Origin of the sequence: Enterobacter sp. E12 (assembly GCF_014596715.2) — a bacterium.
Taxonomy (GTDB): domain Bacteria; phylum Pseudomonadota; class Gammaproteobacteria; order Enterobacterales; family Enterobacteriaceae; genus Enterobacter; species Enterobacter bugandensis.
In genome coordinates this window covers 1,214,072-1,228,752 of the sequence record NZ_CP115601.1, presented here as the reverse complement: position 1 = coordinate 1,228,752, position 14,681 = coordinate 1,214,072, and the positions used below count along the sequence as shown (strand labels likewise).

The 14,681-nt window shown below is 59.3% G+C and carries 14 protein-coding genes; 5 read left to right on the top strand and 9 right to left on the bottom strand.

What is annotated here, in order from left to right:
* The first annotated feature begins 103 nt into the window (after positions 1-103).
* Positions 104-1,225, top strand: coding sequence for a YbdK family carboxylate-amine ligase (locus IB212_RS05815; RefSeq protein WP_041910994.1), 1,122 nt, complete (start codon positions 104-106; stop codon positions 1,223-1,225).
* Here IB212_RS05815 and IB212_RS05810 read toward each other — a convergent pair.
* The 3 genes from IB212_RS05810 to IB212_RS05800 all read right to left on the bottom strand — a co-directional run bounded on the left by IB212_RS05810 (position 1,155) and on the right by IB212_RS05800 (position 8,176).
* Entirely contained in the window at positions 1,155-4,310 is a 3,156-nt protein-coding gene (locus IB212_RS05810) for an efflux RND transporter permease subunit (RefSeq protein ID WP_041910995.1), read from the bottom strand. The two genes, IB212_RS05815 and IB212_RS05810, sit on opposite strands and share 71 nt — an antisense overlap.
* 9 nt (positions 4,311-4,319) lie before the next feature.
* Positions 4,320-5,384, bottom strand: coding sequence for an efflux RND transporter periplasmic adaptor subunit (locus IB212_RS05805; protein ID WP_041910996.1), 1,065 nt, complete (start codon positions 5,382-5,384; stop codon positions 4,320-4,322).
* An 83-nt stretch (positions 5,385-5,467) separates the two neighbouring features.
* Positions 5,468-8,176 carry a cation-transporting P-type ATPase gene (locus IB212_RS05800; protein WP_041910997.1) on the bottom strand — a complete coding sequence of 903 codons (2,709 nt, stop codon included), beginning with the start codon at positions 8,174-8,176 and terminating at the stop codon, positions 5,468-5,470.
* Between the two features lie 488 nt (positions 8,177-8,664).
* Here IB212_RS05800 and IB212_RS05795 point away from each other — a divergent pair, with 488 nt between their 5' ends.
* Positions 8,665-8,913 carry a DUF1158 domain-containing protein gene (locus tag IB212_RS05795; protein ID WP_041910998.1) on the top strand — a complete coding sequence of 83 codons (249 nt, stop codon included), beginning with the start codon at positions 8,665-8,667 and terminating at the stop codon, positions 8,911-8,913.
* 56 nt (positions 8,914-8,969) lie between these two features.
* Here the strand turns inward: IB212_RS05795 and IB212_RS05790 are convergent, their stop codons facing one another.
* A complete protein-coding gene (locus IB212_RS05790) occupies positions 8,970-9,311 on the bottom strand; it encodes a RamA family antibiotic efflux transcriptional regulator (RefSeq protein WP_028012253.1) in 342 nt (113 codons plus the stop codon).
* A gap of 32 nt (positions 9,312-9,343) precedes the next feature.
* Complete coding sequence (locus tag IB212_RS05785; protein WP_041910999.1) at positions 9,344-10,447, bottom strand: RomA family MBL fold metallo-hydrolase; 1,104 nt, start codon at positions 10,445-10,447, stop codon at positions 9,344-9,346.
* 189 nt (positions 10,448-10,636) lie between these two features.
* Here IB212_RS05785 and IB212_RS05780 point away from each other — a divergent pair, with 189 nt between their 5' ends.
* The 3 genes from IB212_RS05780 (at position 10,637) to nfsB (ending at position 12,359) form a co-directional block, all read left to right on the top strand.
* The gene (locus IB212_RS05780; RefSeq protein WP_028012251.1) at positions 10,637-11,227 is read left to right on the top strand and encodes a TetR/AcrR family transcriptional regulator; all 591 of its coding nucleotides are present in this window, start codon (positions 10,637-10,639) and stop codon (positions 11,225-11,227) included.
* Entirely contained in the window at positions 11,217-11,585 is a 369-nt protein-coding gene (locus IB212_RS05775; protein WP_041911000.1) for an MmcQ/YjbR family DNA-binding protein, read from the top strand. Before IB212_RS05780 ends, IB212_RS05775 begins: the two co-directional genes overlap by 11 nt.
* A gap of 120 nt (positions 11,586-11,705) precedes the next feature.
* Positions 11,706-12,359, top strand: coding sequence for an oxygen-insensitive NAD(P)H nitroreductase (gene nfsB, locus IB212_RS05770; protein WP_041911001.1), 654 nt, complete (start codon positions 11,706-11,708; stop codon positions 12,357-12,359).
* Between the two features lie 27 nt (positions 12,360-12,386).
* Here nfsB and IB212_RS05765 read toward each other — a convergent pair whose 3' ends face one another.
* The 4 genes from IB212_RS05765 to IB212_RS05750 all read right to left on the bottom strand — a co-directional run bounded on the left by IB212_RS05765 (position 12,387) and on the right by IB212_RS05750 (position 14,674).
* Positions 12,387-12,989: a hypothetical protein gene (locus tag IB212_RS05765; protein ID WP_041911002.1), complete on the bottom strand. Its 603-nt coding sequence runs from the start codon at positions 12,987-12,989 to the stop codon at positions 12,387-12,389.
* 78 nt (positions 12,990-13,067) lie between these two features.
* A complete protein-coding gene (locus IB212_RS05760) occupies positions 13,068-13,355 on the bottom strand; it encodes a helix-turn-helix domain-containing protein (RefSeq protein ID WP_028012247.1) in 288 nt (95 codons plus the stop codon).
* Positions 13,336-13,665: a type II toxin-antitoxin system RelE/ParE family toxin gene (locus tag IB212_RS05755; protein WP_028012246.1), complete on the bottom strand. Its 330-nt coding sequence runs from the start codon at positions 13,663-13,665 to the stop codon at positions 13,336-13,338. The genes IB212_RS05760 and IB212_RS05755 overlap by 20 nt, the downstream gene beginning before the upstream one ends.
* Before the next feature lie 139 nt (positions 13,666-13,804).
* The gene (locus IB212_RS05750; protein ID WP_041911003.1) at positions 13,805-14,674 is read right to left on the bottom strand and encodes a helix-turn-helix transcriptional regulator; all 870 of its coding nucleotides are present in this window, start codon (positions 14,672-14,674) and stop codon (positions 13,805-13,807) included.
* Between the last annotated feature and the right edge of the window lie 7 nt (positions 14,675-14,681).

Sequence of the window (14,681 nt, the reverse complement as noted above, 5' to 3'; positions counted from 1 at the left end):
AGTCACTCCCCTTTTGCTAAGCCTGCTATCAGTTATACCACCCTGAGACGAGCGCGCCACACCCGTTGTCTATACTCAACATTAACAGACAACGGAGTGCGCCATGCCTTTACCTGATTTCAAATCCTCTGAACCGTTCACCCTCGGCATCGAACTCGAACTGCAGGTGGTTAACCCGCCGGGCTACGATCTGAGCCAGGACTCCTCTGCCCTCATCGCCGCCGTCAAAGACGACATCAAAGGCGGCGAAGTCAAACACGACATCACCGAAAGCATGCTCGAAATCGCCACCGGCGTGTGCCAGAACATTGACCAGGCGGCGGCGCAGTTCTCGGTGATGCAGCAGAGCATCCTGCGCGCGGCGGCGGAGCAGCACATCCAGATCTGCGGCGGCGGGACGCACCCGTTCCAGAAGTGGCAGCGTCAGGAGGTGTGCGACGACGAGCGCTATAACGTCACGCTGGAGCGCTTTGGCTACCTGATTTTGCAGGCAACGGTGTTCGGACAGCACGTGCACGTCGGCTGCCGGACCGGGGATGACGCCATTTACCTCCTGCATGGCCTGTCGCGCTTCGTGCCGCACTTTATCGCCCTGGCGGCCGCCTCGCCGTACATGCAGGGCACCGATACGAAGTTCTCCTCGTCGCGGCTCAACATCTTCTCCGGGTTCCCGGATAACGGCCAGATGCCGTGGGTTAACAGCTGGCAGGAGTTCGAAGGGCTGTTTCGCCGCCTGAGCGCTACCAGCATGATCGACAGCATTAAAGATCTGCACTGGGACATCCGCCCCAGCCCGCACTTTGGTACCGTCGAGGTACGGGTGATGGATACCCCGCTGACGCTCGGCCACGCGATTAACATCGCCGGACTGATTCAGGCGACGTCGCACTGGCTGCTGACCACGCGGCCGTATAAGCATCAGGAGCGGGATTTTCTGCTGTACCGCTTTAACCGTTTTCAGGCGTGTCGCTACGGGCTGGAGGGGGTTCTGACGGACGTGCATACCGGCGAGCACAAAACCGTGGCGGAGGATATCGCCTGGCTGCTGGAGCAGGTGGCGCCGTCGGCCGAGAAGCTCGGCGCAACGAGCGCCATCAAGGAAATTGCCCTGCTGTTAAAGCAGGGCAAGAGCGAGGCGCAGCGCATGCGGGACTTCATCGCCGACGGCGGCTCGCTGATTTCTCTGGTTCAGAAGCACTGCGAGCTGTGGGCGACGAGTCCGTAAGGCCGTGGCCCCACTCGCGCAGGCGCTGGAACAGCACGAACAGCGCGGGGATAAACACAATCCCTACCACGGTTGCCACCAGCATGCCGCTGAACACCGTGGTGCCAATGATGCGGCGGCTCTGAGCACCCGCCCCGGTCGCCAGCATCATCGGCAGGACGCCGATGATGAACGACACGGCGGTCATCATCACCGCGCGGAAGCGGCGCGATGCCCCTTCCCGCGCGGCATCGACAATCGCCATCCCGTCCATCCGCCGCGCGCGGGCGAACTCCACGATAAGAATCGCGTTTTTCGCCGCTAACGCGATCAGCAAGACCAGACCGATCTGCACGTACACGTCGTTGGCGTAGCCCGCCAGCCATAGCCACACCAGCGCCCCGCCGATGGCGAACAGCACCGAGAGCATCACGCTCGCCGGGAGCGTCCAGCTCTCGTACTGGGCGACGAGGAACAGCCACGCCATCACCACCGCCGCCAGCACAATCCATACCGCCTGGTTGCCGGTCTGCTGCTCCTGATACGACATGCCGCTCCAGGCGTAGTCGTACCCGGCAGGCAGGCTCTGCGCCAGAATTTCGCCCATCGCCGCCATCGCGGTGCTGCTGCTTACCCCTTCCGCTGCCGAACCGCTTACCGATACCGACGGGAACTGGTTGTACTGCTGAATAAATGGCGCGCCGACGGTCGGCGTGATGGTGACGAGGTTGCTCAGACGCACCCGTTCGCCGCTGTTGCTGCGCACGAACAGCTCGCTGATTTGCTCCGCGCGCTCGCGCCACTGCATCTCGTTCTGCATCACCACGTGGTAAACGCGGTTGTTGACGCTGAAATCCCCGGCGCGCGTGCCGCCGAAGGCGGTTTGCAGGCTGCTGAAGATGCGCGACACCGGCACGTCGAGCCGGGCCGCACGCTCGCGGTCAACGGTCAGCGTCAGCTGCGGCACGTTGCTGCTCCAGGTGGTGAACACGCGGCTCAGCTGCGGATGCTGGTTGGCTTTCGCCAGCACCTCACGCGTGACGCGCTCCAGCTCCGCCGGGCTCTGCCCCGCCTGCGCCTGAATGCGCAGGTCGAAGCCAGAGGCGTTGCCCAGCCCCGGCAGCGTCGGCGGCGCGAAGGTCATGATGGTCGCTTCCGGCAGGGCCAGCAGCTGGCGCTGAAGGGTGCCCATCACCTCGTCCAGCGGCGGGCGCTCGCTCCAGTCCTTCAGCATGATGGAGATAAACCCGCCGTTGGAGGCGCTGGTGCCGTTGAGGATGTTAAACCCGGAGACCTGAATGACGTCTTCCACCGCCGGGTTTTTAGCGATCAGCGCGCGCGCTGTGGTCATTACCGCTTCGGTGCGCTCCAGCGAGGCCGCCTCCGGCAGCTGGACGCTGGCGAAGAAGTAGCCCTGATCTTCCTGGGGCAGGAAGCCCTTTGGCATCGACATAAAGCTGAACGCCACCACCGCCGCCGCGCCTGCGGTGGCCAGCAGCGCCAGCCACGGACGTCGGTTGAACACGCTCACTATCCGGGTGTAAAGCGTGCGCGTGGCGTCCAGCCCACGGTTGAACCCACGGAAAATGGCGGCAGGCTTCGCCGGACGCGGGCGCAGCAGCATGGCACAGAGCGCGGGCGTCAGGGTCAGCGCCACCAGGCTTGAGAGCGTGACGGCGGTCGAAAGCGTCACCGCGAACTGGCGGTACAGCTCGCCCACAATTCCCGGCAGGAGCGCCACCGGCACAAACACCGCCAGCAGCACCAGCGTGGTAGCAATCACCGGCCCGGCAATCTGGCGCAGCGCCAGCGCGGTCGCCGCCGTGCGGCTCTGCCCTTCCGCCATCAGGGTTTCGACGCTTTCCACCACCACGATGGCATCATCCACCACCATGGTCAGCGCCAGAATAAGGGCGAACAGGCTCAGCGTGTTGGCGGAGTAGCCGAGCGCGTAGAGCATCGCAAAGGTGCCCACCAACGACACCGGAATGGCGAGGGCGACAATCAGCGTCGCGCGCCAGCTTTGCAGGAACAGGGAAACGACCACCACAACCGCCAGCATGGTCAGCGCCAGCGAGACGCCAATCTCTTTAATGGTGGCGGCAACGAAGGTAGTGGTGTCGAATTTTACCTCGTAGACCAGGTCGTCCGGGAAGCGCGTCGAGAGACGCTCCAGCTCCGCGCGCACCGCGTCGGCCACGCGCAGGGCGTTGGCGGACGGCGTTGGGTAGATGCCAAGGTAAGCAGAGTCATGCCCGTTCAGCTGGGCGCCCGAGCTGTAGCTGCGCGAACCGAGCTCGATGGTGGCGACGTCCTTCAGGCGCACCAGCTGGCCCATCTCACCCGCGCGGATGATAATGTCGGCAAACTCTTCGGCCTGGCTTAAGCGCCCCAGCCCGTTGATGGTCAGGGTCTGCTGCTGGCCGTTAAACACCGGCGGCGTGCCCACCTGACCCGCCGCGCCCTGTACGTTCTGCTCGCGCAGCGCCTGCGCCACGTCATCGGTGGTGACGTTCAGGGCGTTCATGCGGTCCGGACGCAGCCAGATGCGCATGCTGTAGTCGCGCGCGCCGAACATCTGCACCTGCCCAACGCCCGGCAGACGCGACAGCGCCTCGCGCACCTGAGTGCTGGCGTAGTTGCTGACGAACAGTGGCGTGTGGCTGTTATTCGGTGAGTAAAGACTTACCCCCATCATCAGGTTGGTGGCGCGCTTGTGCACCTGCACGCCGTTTTGCTGCGCCTCGGTGGGCAGCTGCGCCACGGCCTGCGCCACGCGGTTCTGCACGTCGATGGCGGCGAGATCCGGATCGGTGCCCGCCGCAAAGGTGATGTTCAGGCTGTAGGTGCCTTCGTCCGAACTGGTGGACTCCATATAGAGCATGTGATCCACGCCGTTCAGCTGGGTCTCCAGCGGCGTGGCGATGGCCTCCGCCACGTCAGCCGAGCTGGCGCCCGGCCAGCTGGCAGACACATTCACCACCGGCGGGGTGATCTGCGGGTACTGCTCCACCGGAATGATCCTCAGCGCGATGGCCCCCAGCAGGGTGATGACCAGCGCAATCACCATCGCGAAGCGCGGGCGTTTGATGAAAAACGTCAGCATGATGGCTCCTTAATTGAGTATCTGGACGGCAGCGCCGGGCTGCACGCGCTGCGCGCCGTCGGTAATCGCTCGCTCACCGGGCTTCACGCCGGAGGCAATCTGAAACTGCTGGCCGATCTGGCCGGCCACGTTTAGCGGGCGCCTTTCGGCTTTGCCGTCGGCGTTAACCACCCAGGCGAAGAACCCGTCGCCGTTCTGCTGGACCGCGGCGGCAGGCAGCGTCAGCACCGGCTGCTCGCTCGCCGGACGCAAATAGACATTCACGTTGCCGCCGGGCAGCAGCTGGTGGCGCGGGTTAGCAAACTCGGCGCGCAGCATCACGCTGGCGGTGCGCGGGTCGATCCGGTTGTCCACGGAGGTAAGTTCCCCGCCGACGCGCTGGCCGTTGCTGTCGATCAGCGCCTGCCAGGCCTGCTTCATGGCGCTGATATCCGCGTGCTGTCCGACTTTGGTGGCAAACGCCCCCTCTTCCAGCGCAAAGGCGATGCGGATGGGATCGAGCTGCACCACCTCCACCAGCACGCCGCTGGCAGGATTCACCAGGCTGCCCACGTGGAACTGGCTGTGGCCCACGCGACCGGCAATCGGCGAGGTGATGCGGGTGTAGTTCAGGGTGACGCTGCGGGTGTCGAGCCGGGCTTTCGCCTGCTCCAGCGCGGCGCTCGCCACATCGCGCTGCATGCGGGCATTATCCACGTCGTGACGGCTGATGGCGTTGCTGCTGCCCAGGCTTTCGAAGCGGGAAAGCTGCTGCTGCGCCTGACGCAGCGTGGCTTCAGCGCTTCTCACTTCAGCCTGCGCCAGACGCAGGGCAGCGCGCGGCTCGGCGTCGTCCAGCTCGAACAGCACGTCGCCTTTTTTCACGTATTGCCCGTCGCGGAAGTTGATTTTCGTTATCACGCCTTCCGTACGCGCGCGCAGCTCGACGGTGTGAATGGCTTCGATGCGGCCCGGGATCTGGCGCTCGGCGGCATGGGCGGTCTGCTCCACGGTGGCGACGCGAACGGGGATCGCGGCGGCGAAGACGGGTTGCAGGGTACTGACAAGAAGGGCGAACAGGAGTGGAAGTTTCATGGGAGTACCTCAGCGTTGTTTCTCCCCTCACCCCGGCCCTCTCCCCAAAGGGGCGAGGGTTAGGGTGAGGGGTAAGATTTTCGTTATGCAGCCTTACGGAACCTGCGGGTCAGTCGCTTCTCGATTTCGACGACGAAGAACATCACCCCAGCCACCGCCAGCGTCACGAACCAGTAGCGCAGCGGCAGCGCTTCGGTGCCGAACAGCATCTGCATAAACGGCAGGTAGATAATGGCCGCCTGGAGCAGGAACAGTACGCCCGTCACCAGCCAGATCCCTTTGTTCGCCAGCAGGCCGCGGTTGAGGGAGAACCCTTCGGTGTTGCGGCAGTTAATCATGTACACCCACTGGGCGCAGACCAGCATCTGCAGCAGCACGGTGCGGATGAACTCCGCGCTGTGCCCGCGCGGGGCCAGCCAGGCTTCAAGCGCAAAGGCGGCGATGGCAATCATGGTGCCGACGAAGGCCACGCGCCATACGGCGTAGGCATCCATCACGTGCTGCCCGGTCTGGCGCGGCGGGCGGCGCATGATGTTGCGCTCGGCGGCCTCAAAGGCCAGGCCGAAGGAGAGCGTGGCGGAGGTCGCCATGTTCATCCACAGAATCAGCACTGGCGTTAGCGGAATGATGTTCCCCGCCAGCAGCGCAATCACAATCAGCAGCCCCTGCGCCAGGTTGGTCGGCATGATGAACAGGATGGTTTTCTTCAGGTTGTCGTAAACGCGACGCCCCTCTTTCACCGCGCTGGCGATGGTGGCGAAGTTATCATCCGTCAGGACCATGTCCGCCGCCTCTTTGGTGACTTCCGTGCCCTTAATGCCCATCGCGATGCCGACGTCCGCCTGGCGCAGCGCCGGGGCATCGTTTACGCCGTCACCGGTCATGCCGACGATTTCACCTTTGTCCTGTAGCGCTTTCACCAGGCGCAGCTTATGCTCCGGGCTGGTACGGGCGAAGATGTCATACTTCACCGCCGCTTCCGCCAGCTCGGCGTCGTCCATTTTCTCCAGCTGATAGCCGGTGACCGCCTGCTCGCTGTTGCTGATCCCCAGCATCTGGCCGATGCTCATCGCCGTCTGCGGGTGATCGCCGGTGATCATCTTGACGCGGATCCCCGCCTGCTGGCAGGCGTTAATCGCATCAATCGCTTCCGGGCGCGGCGGATCCATCATTCCGGCAATGCCGAGGAAAATCAGGCCGTGGCTCAGGTCGTCGTGCGTTAACGCCTGCTCGCCGTTCGCCGGCTTGAACGCCGCGGCAACCATGCGCAGCCCCTGACGCGCATAGCGCTCCATCTCCGTTTCCCAGTACGCGCGGTTGAAGGCTTCCGCACCGTTGCGCGTCTGCTGCTGGTTGCACAGGGCGAAAATGACGTCCGGCGCGCCGGTAATCAAAATCTGCTCCTCACCACCAATCTGGTAGTGGGTGCTCATGTACTTGTACTGAGAATCGAACGGGATCTTGTTAACCAGCGTGGTCGCCACCGGCTCAAGGCTGGCCTTCGCCGCCAGCACCTTCAGCGCGCCCTCGGTCGGCCCACCGGTAATGCCCCACAGGCCGCGCTCGTCCTGAATCAGCTGGCTGTCGTTGCACAGGTCAACGGTGCGCAGGTACTGCTCCAGGACAGTGCCCGGCTGGATCTGCACCGGCTCGTCGCTGCCTTCCAGGTAGATATTGCCTACCGGCTCGTAGCTGTTACCGTCCACGCGGTAGCAGACGTCGGCGGTGATGATGGCTTTTACCGTCATCTCGTTCATGGTCAGGGTCCCGGTTTTATCCGAGCAGACCACGGTCATCGCGCCCAGCGTTTCAACCGTCGGCAGCTTGCGGATAATCGCCCGCTTGCGTGCCATCGCCTGTACGCCCAGGGAGAGGATGATGGAGATAATCGCCGGCAGACCTTCCGGTACGGAGGCGACCGCCAGGCTGATCAGGGAGAGCAGCAGCTCGCCCATCGGGATCTCGCGGAACATCAGGCTGAAGACGAACAGCGCGGCCATCATCGCCAGAATAATGACGAAGATGGCTTTACCGAGCTTGTCCATCTGCACCAGCAGCGGGGTACGGTGCTTTTCAATGCCCGCCATCATCTGGTTGATGTGGCCGAGTTCCGTATCCTTACCGGTCGCGGTGACCACGCCGACGCCGCCGCCCGCGCTCACGGTCGTTCCTGAGAAGACCATATTGGTGCGGTCGCCCAGCGGTAATTCGCCGCTCAGCGAATTCGTGTGTTTATCCACCACGGTGGACTCACCGGTCAGAATCGCCTCCTCCACGCGTAAATTATGCGCTTCGATTAAACGCATATCCGCCGGAATACGATCCCCCGCGCGCAATACAATAATATCGCCCGGAACTATTTCCGTCGTTGGTATGGTTTCATGGTTGCCGTTGCGAATAACGCGCGCCTCACTGGAAAGCATATTGCGAATACTCTTCAGCGATTTTTCTGCGTTGCTTTCCTGAATATGGCCAATTAGCGCATTGATGACCGCCACGCCCAAAATTACCAGCGTATCGACCCAGTGACCCATTACCGCCGTTAATACCGCGGCGGCCAGCAGAACGTAAATCAGCACATCGTTAAAATGGGCCAAAAAACGCAGCCAGGCGGGTTTACCTTTTTTCTCCGGCAGCGCGTTCGGCCCTGTTTTTTGCAGACGCGCCTGCGCCTCTGCACGATCCAGACCGCTGGCCTGGCTCTGCACGTGGGTAAGCACCTGCTCTGCGGTCTGCTGGTATGCCAGCCCGCCGGAAGGCGGCACGTTTGGGGAGTATTTTTTTTCAGTCATCATATTTTTCCTTCAATTTCCGGTGAACAGAAGCCTGAATTCCTTTCTGGCTTAAATAAATTGATTTTAAAGTCTTGCGGGTAAAATTGATCTACCGCAATATATTTACCACTGGGTTATTCAGAATTGATTAAAATTATTTCGATGAGCTGATTTTTACAAAATATTTCTAAACCAATCCTAAACGAGGGGGAACCATGTTTGGTATTTATCGCGGACGGCGCCTGGCGTTATACATTGTCGCAGCCATTGTTATTGCGACGTTAATTGGATATAGCACCTATATGTTTGTAAAATTATTTTCGTGATGCAGACATTTATTTACATAGCGCGATATTAATTTAATCATCAGGATTAAATTATTCTCCTTCCGCGCATTATTCTTCGGGGGAAGGAATTATTTAATTTAAAAAGGGCCGACGGGTTGATATTGCTTTACGTTAAAGGATGCCGGACAATGACATTTTTAACTGACGATTAACATTACGATGAAACACCCGTTGGAATCGCTGCTGACTGCGGGGGGCATTTTATTGATGGCCCTGATCTCTTGCTTACTGCTACCCGCGCCGTCGCTGGGTCTGGTGCTGGCGCAGAAGCTGGTTCAAACCTTTCATATGGTCGATCTGAACCAGCTCTACACCATTTTGTTCTGCGTATGGTTTTTACTGCTCGGCGCTATCGAATTCTTCATCCTGCGTTTCGTCTGGCGCCGCTGGTTTTCACTGGCGTCGTAGGCCAATAAAAAAGCCGGGTAGCAGCGATGCCTTACCCGGCCTTTGTTTCGTCAATTTCAATGCGCCCGACTATGGTTCTCTTTGCGGTAAGCCCCGGGCGGCTGATGGAAGGTGCGGGTAAAGATGCGTGTAAAGGTCTGCTGCGATTCAAAGCCGTAGCGCAGGCAGATTTCGTACACGCGCTCGTCAGATTCACGCAGATCCCGCGCCGCCAGCAGCAGCTTGCGCTCGCGGATGTAGCGCCCCAGGCTTTCGCCTTTGTACTGCATAAACAGCCGCTGTAAATGCCACTTGGAGTAACCCGCGTGGCGGGCGATCTCTTCGATGCGTAGCGGCTGGTGTAGGTTGTCATCGATCCATTCGACAATCGTATCAATGACCTGAGCGGAAATCGTCATGCTGCTCTCCCCCTCTGTTTCTTGGTTCAACATTATTCCCACCACTCACGAAATTGTTGCGTGCTATCGCTCACCCGGACCGGCTCACCCAGCTCCGGCGTCAGCAGCCGATAATTTTTGTCCTTGCTGGCCCGCGCCAGCTGGATCAGCGGATCGTTCCAGGTGTGTTTCGCCAGCACGAAGCGTCCGTTATGCCCCGGCACCACCGCTTTCGCATTGAGGTCCGCCGAGGCCTGCGCCGTTTCAACCGGCAGCATGTGGATGTACTTCCAGTCCTGGTCGTACTGGCCGTTTTCCATGATGGCTAAATCCACTTCGCCAAACTGCTCGCCGATGGCCTTAAAGTGCGGGCCATAACCGGAATCGCCGCTGTAGTAGACCTTCTGCTCTCGCGTGACAAACATGAAGCTGCCCCACAGGGTCTGGTCACGCTTAATGCCGCGCCCCGAGAAGTGGCGCGCGGGCAGGACGTGAACCGTCAGCGCATCGCTGATGTGCACCGACTGGTTCCAGTCCCGTTCGTCGATAATCTCAGGCTTCATTCCCCAGTAGCGCAGGTGGGATCCCACGCCGAGCGGCGTGACGACGCGCTTCACCTTCGGCAGTAGCGCCCGGATGGTGGCGTAGTCCAGATGGTCGTAGTGATCGTGCGAGATAATCAGCAGGTCGATTTCCGGCATGCTCTCCGCGCGCCACGGATACTCTCCCGCAAACGCTTTATTGAGGAACGAGAACGGCGCGGCGTAGTTGCCGAGGACCGGGTCGATCAGAATGCGTTTTCCCGCCAGTTGCATATACCACGAGGAGTGGCCGAGCCACACCAGCGTATCCTGCTCCAGAGGCAGGCTCGCCAGATCGGTTTTCACCAGCGGCAGCGGCTGCGCCGGACGAGCGTTTTCGGTTTTACGGGTCAGGAACTGCCACCACGCCACCAGCATGTTTTGCTGCCCGGTAAAGCCAGGCGTCGGGAGCGCGTTGTGGAACTTCCCGTCGCGATAGTGCGGAGAAGCCTCCACTTCCGTAAGCTGCGCACCCTGCGGCGGCTGGCCAAATCCGGCATTCAGAACAAACGGTAAACTCGCAGCTGAAGCAATAATCATGAGGAACACCACGCAGATGAAGAGAGGCTTTTTCATATCCTGACCCGAAAACGCGCGCCATCCGATGGTTTACGCGGGGAAACTTGATTATGAGTGAGTAAGCACTCATTATAGATATGATGATAAAGTCGTCAAGACGTTTTCGATCTTTGACATTCCGCGTTGCAGCGTGTCAAAGCACGTGTTTCAATCAGGGTTTTTATAATTGAAAGGGGGAAAAATTTAGTGGCACGTCCGAAGAGTGAAGATAAAAAACAGGCCTTACTGGAAGCCGCGACGGTGGCATTTGCACAGTCAGGTATTGCCGCCTCAACGGCGTTAATTGCCCGTAATGCGGGCGTCGCTGAAGGCACGCTGTTTCGCTACTTTGCTACAAAAGACGATCTGCTGAATGCCCTTTACCTGCACCTCAAGCAGGATCTCTGCCAGACCATGCTGGCGAACCTCGATCGCACCCTCACGCTTCCTAAAGAGCATACCCGCAATATCTGGAACAGCTACGTGGACTGGGGGATTCGTAACCCCGTGGCGCATGCGGCGATCCGCCAGATTGGCGTGAGTGAAAAGCTAAGCGCTGAAACGGAACAGGCGGTGAAAGAGATGTTTCCGGAACTTCACGAGCTATGCCGTCGTTCGGTGCGCCCGGTGTTTATGTCCGATGAATTCAAAACGTTTGGCGATGCGCTTTTCTTATCGCTGGCGGAAACCACCATGGAGTTTGCCACCCGCGATCCGTCCCGCGCCACCGATTTTAAAGCGCTGGGTTTCGAAGCCATGTGGCGCGGGCTGGCTCAGGAGGATAACGATGGACAGTAAATCCCTGCAGGCGCACGCACAACGCGTCGCGCTGGAGATGCCTTTCACCGAACACTGCTGGCCGTTTGGCCCCGAATACGACGTGTTTAAGGTGGGCGGGAAAATTTTTATGCTGATGGCCACCGCGCACGGACGCCCCCACGTTAGCCTGAAATCCGACCCGGAAAAATCCTTGTTAAATCAGCAGATTTACCGTGGCGTTGAGCCGGGTTACCACCTCAATAAAAAACACTGGATTTCGCTCTACGGCACCGAGGACATCACGCCAGAACTGGTCGCCGACCTGATCGCGGATTCGTGGAACCTGGTCGTCGATAAGCTGCCGAAAAAAGACCAGAAATGGATACGCCCTGCCTGATTGTTCGTCTGCGCCGAACAGTATAACCGCTCGAATCGCACTTATCTTTTGCCGCTTCGCGCGGTAATCTGCTCTCCTTTCGCGCCCGCGCACGGGCGAATTTCATTACCAGGAGTAGTTATGGATATCATTTCTGTCGCCCTGAAACGCCACTCTACCAAGGCGTTCGACCCAACCAAAAAACTGACCGCTGAAGAAGCAGAGAAAATCAAAACCCTGCTGCAGTACAGCCCGTCCAGCACCAACTCCCAGCCGTGGCACTTCATTGTGGCCAGCACCGAGGAAGGTAAAGCCCGCGTGGCGAAATCCGCGGCGGGCACTTACGTGTTCAACGAACGCAAAATGCTGGACGCCTCTCACGTGGTGGTGTTCTGCGCGAAAACCGCGATGGACGACGCCTGGCTGGAACGCGTTGTCGACCAGGAAGAGGCCGATGGCCGTTTCAACACGCCGGAAGCTAAAGCCGCGAACCATAAGGGCCGCACCTACTTCGCCGATATGCACCGCGTGGATCTGAAAGATGACGACCAGTGGATGGCGAAACAGGTTTACCTGAACGTCGGTAACTTCCTGCTGGGCGTGGCCGCGATGGGTCTGGACGCGGTGCCGATTGAAGGCTTTGACGCGGCGATTCTGGATGAAGAGTTTGGTCTGAAAGAGAAAGGCTTCACCAGCCTGGTGGTGGTCCCGGTCGGGCATCACAGCGTGGAAGATTTTAACGCCACGCTGCCGAAGTCTCGTCTGCCGCTGAGCACGATTGTGACTGAGTGCTGATTCAAACGGGTCGCTGCACGCGGCCCGTTACGTTTTACTGATGACCAGCCTGCGGTGTGGATGTACATCGCGATCGCTTCCCCAGGCAAAGGCAATCCAGCGCTCTTCCAGCTCGGCGTAAGAGTTTACGGGCGTTAACGTCCATTCTTCTCCCACTGTACCGTCCGCCACGCTAATGCGATAGTTCATGGTAAACGCCCAGTCGATCATGCGCAGCCAGAACCGTTGCGCGTCTCCTGTTTGTTCGCTGTCAGAGACAACGATGTCGTCTTCGCTGAGCACCCACTGAAAAAAGAGTTGTGGCAACCCGCTTATCACGCGTTGATGAACGGCACGCGGTGTACGCCACACCATCACCTGCGTGGCGGCACCGTGGGGAAAGGTAATTTCTTTATGAAATGTAAGCTTTACGGCATACGCCGTATAAGGTTTGCCGTCATCGGTGGTCACAAGACGATATTCATCACCATAACGCGATTTCAGGAGCCGGTATCCCACAGGCAGCAGAAACCCCGGCAGATGAAAATCCGCCGTACCTCGTGCCAGGAAAGCTTCGGTGTGTTCGACGTTTCGGGAGATAAGGCCGAGTTTTTGGCTGAAGTCTGCGGAATCAATCATCAGTGGCGACATTAGTTGTTTCTCATCGCATAAGTATAGTCAACTTAACTTCCAATAGAAATCGCGTAAATTCAGTAAGTTGATTAAGCGTCAATAGAGCGTAATCTGCGGATGCTTTATCCCGCACACCAGCGCATAACGCGTTAATGTATCGAGACTCGCCCGGGTAATATTCGCTTCCATTCTTGATACCGTTGGTGCGCTGACGCCCATCCGCTCCGCCACCTGGGCGCGCGTCAGGCCAGCATGATTGCGCCATTGCGCCAGCATCTCCCGCAAACGCTCCTTGCGCTCTTCTGCATCAAAGGAAGCCTGAACCTCTGAATCGCTTAACAGTTCAGCCCTGAGTTCATCCCAGTCAATAATCTTCTTGCTCATCCAACATCTCCTGTTGTCGCTTCAGTGCCAGACGAAGTTCAGCAGAGGGCGTTTTTTGCGTCTTCTTAACAAACACGCGCAAAAGAAAAATCGTCTTTTCCCGCTGGTAAACATAGATACCTCGGGTATGGATCAGCCCAACGGTCCTTATTTCAAACAGGCCATGCGGCAATGGTTTGCTGTCAGGTTCCCGAAGAGCCGTCGGGTTTAAACGCAATTTATCAAGCTGGCGAATCAGCTTCGCCTTCACCCCAGCAGGTAGTAAGAGAATCTCTTCCCTTACCGCCTCATGAACGATAAGTCTGAACACGATATTTCATCCCTGATGATATTAGCATATAAGGCAATTTGCATTAAAGGCTAATTTAGCTTTTCGTGTCCCACCTTACCCATTTTTAACAGGAAGAACCGGAGCCGCTTTGATTACCTGAAAGCGCCTCGCAAAAAACTTACTTCCCCTGCGCCGCCAGCCATTCCATCGCCCTTTCCCCCGCCTCATCCACCGGGAGATACACCAGTAGCCGCGATCCGTTTCGCGGCGCGGAGTACCAGTACATCTGCTGCATCGTAAAATCTCCCAGTTCTGGATGGGTAAACAGCTTGAGCTGGTTCTCTACGCCGCGCACGTCGTTGCGCTGGTGCCACAGGGTTTTGAACTCTTCGGACACCGCGAAGAAGCGCGCCAGTTTGGCTTCCCACCGCGGGTCGCCCCGGTGCTCGGCCATCGCCGCGCGGAAATAGGAGACGAAAATCGGCAGCACGTCGTCGCGTCTGCCGAGACGCGCACGCCACGCCGGATGGGTAAGGAACAGGTAAATACAGTTGCGGTCTTCCGGCGGTATGGCGTTGAAATCGACGCCCATGAGATGCCCGAAGCTGTCATTCCACGCGACGATGTCGAAGTTGGGCTTCTGAATGCTGGCGGGTTTAGGCATCAGGGTATCGAGCAGTCGGCGCGTGCCTTCGCTGATGCCCTCGCAGCAGACCGCCTGCGGGGCTTCACCCGGCGGCAAGCCGGCGAGCACGAAAAGATGCCGGGCCTCGGTCGGGGTGCATTGCAGCGCTTTTGCGATGGCGGCCATCACTGCGCTGGAGGGGTTGACGTCCCTGCCCTGCTCAAGCCAGGTGTACCAGGTCACGCCCACGTCAGCGAGCATCGCCACCTCTTCCCGGCGCAGGCCCGGCGTGCGCCGCCGACCGCTGCGCGGCAGGCCGAGACGCTGGGGATCGAGGCTTTCCCGCCGGGCGCGTAAAAATGCCCCCAGCTGTTTTCGGGTGTCATCCTGAAGTGAGGTGACGGGTTCAGACATCAAGGCCATAAATCCC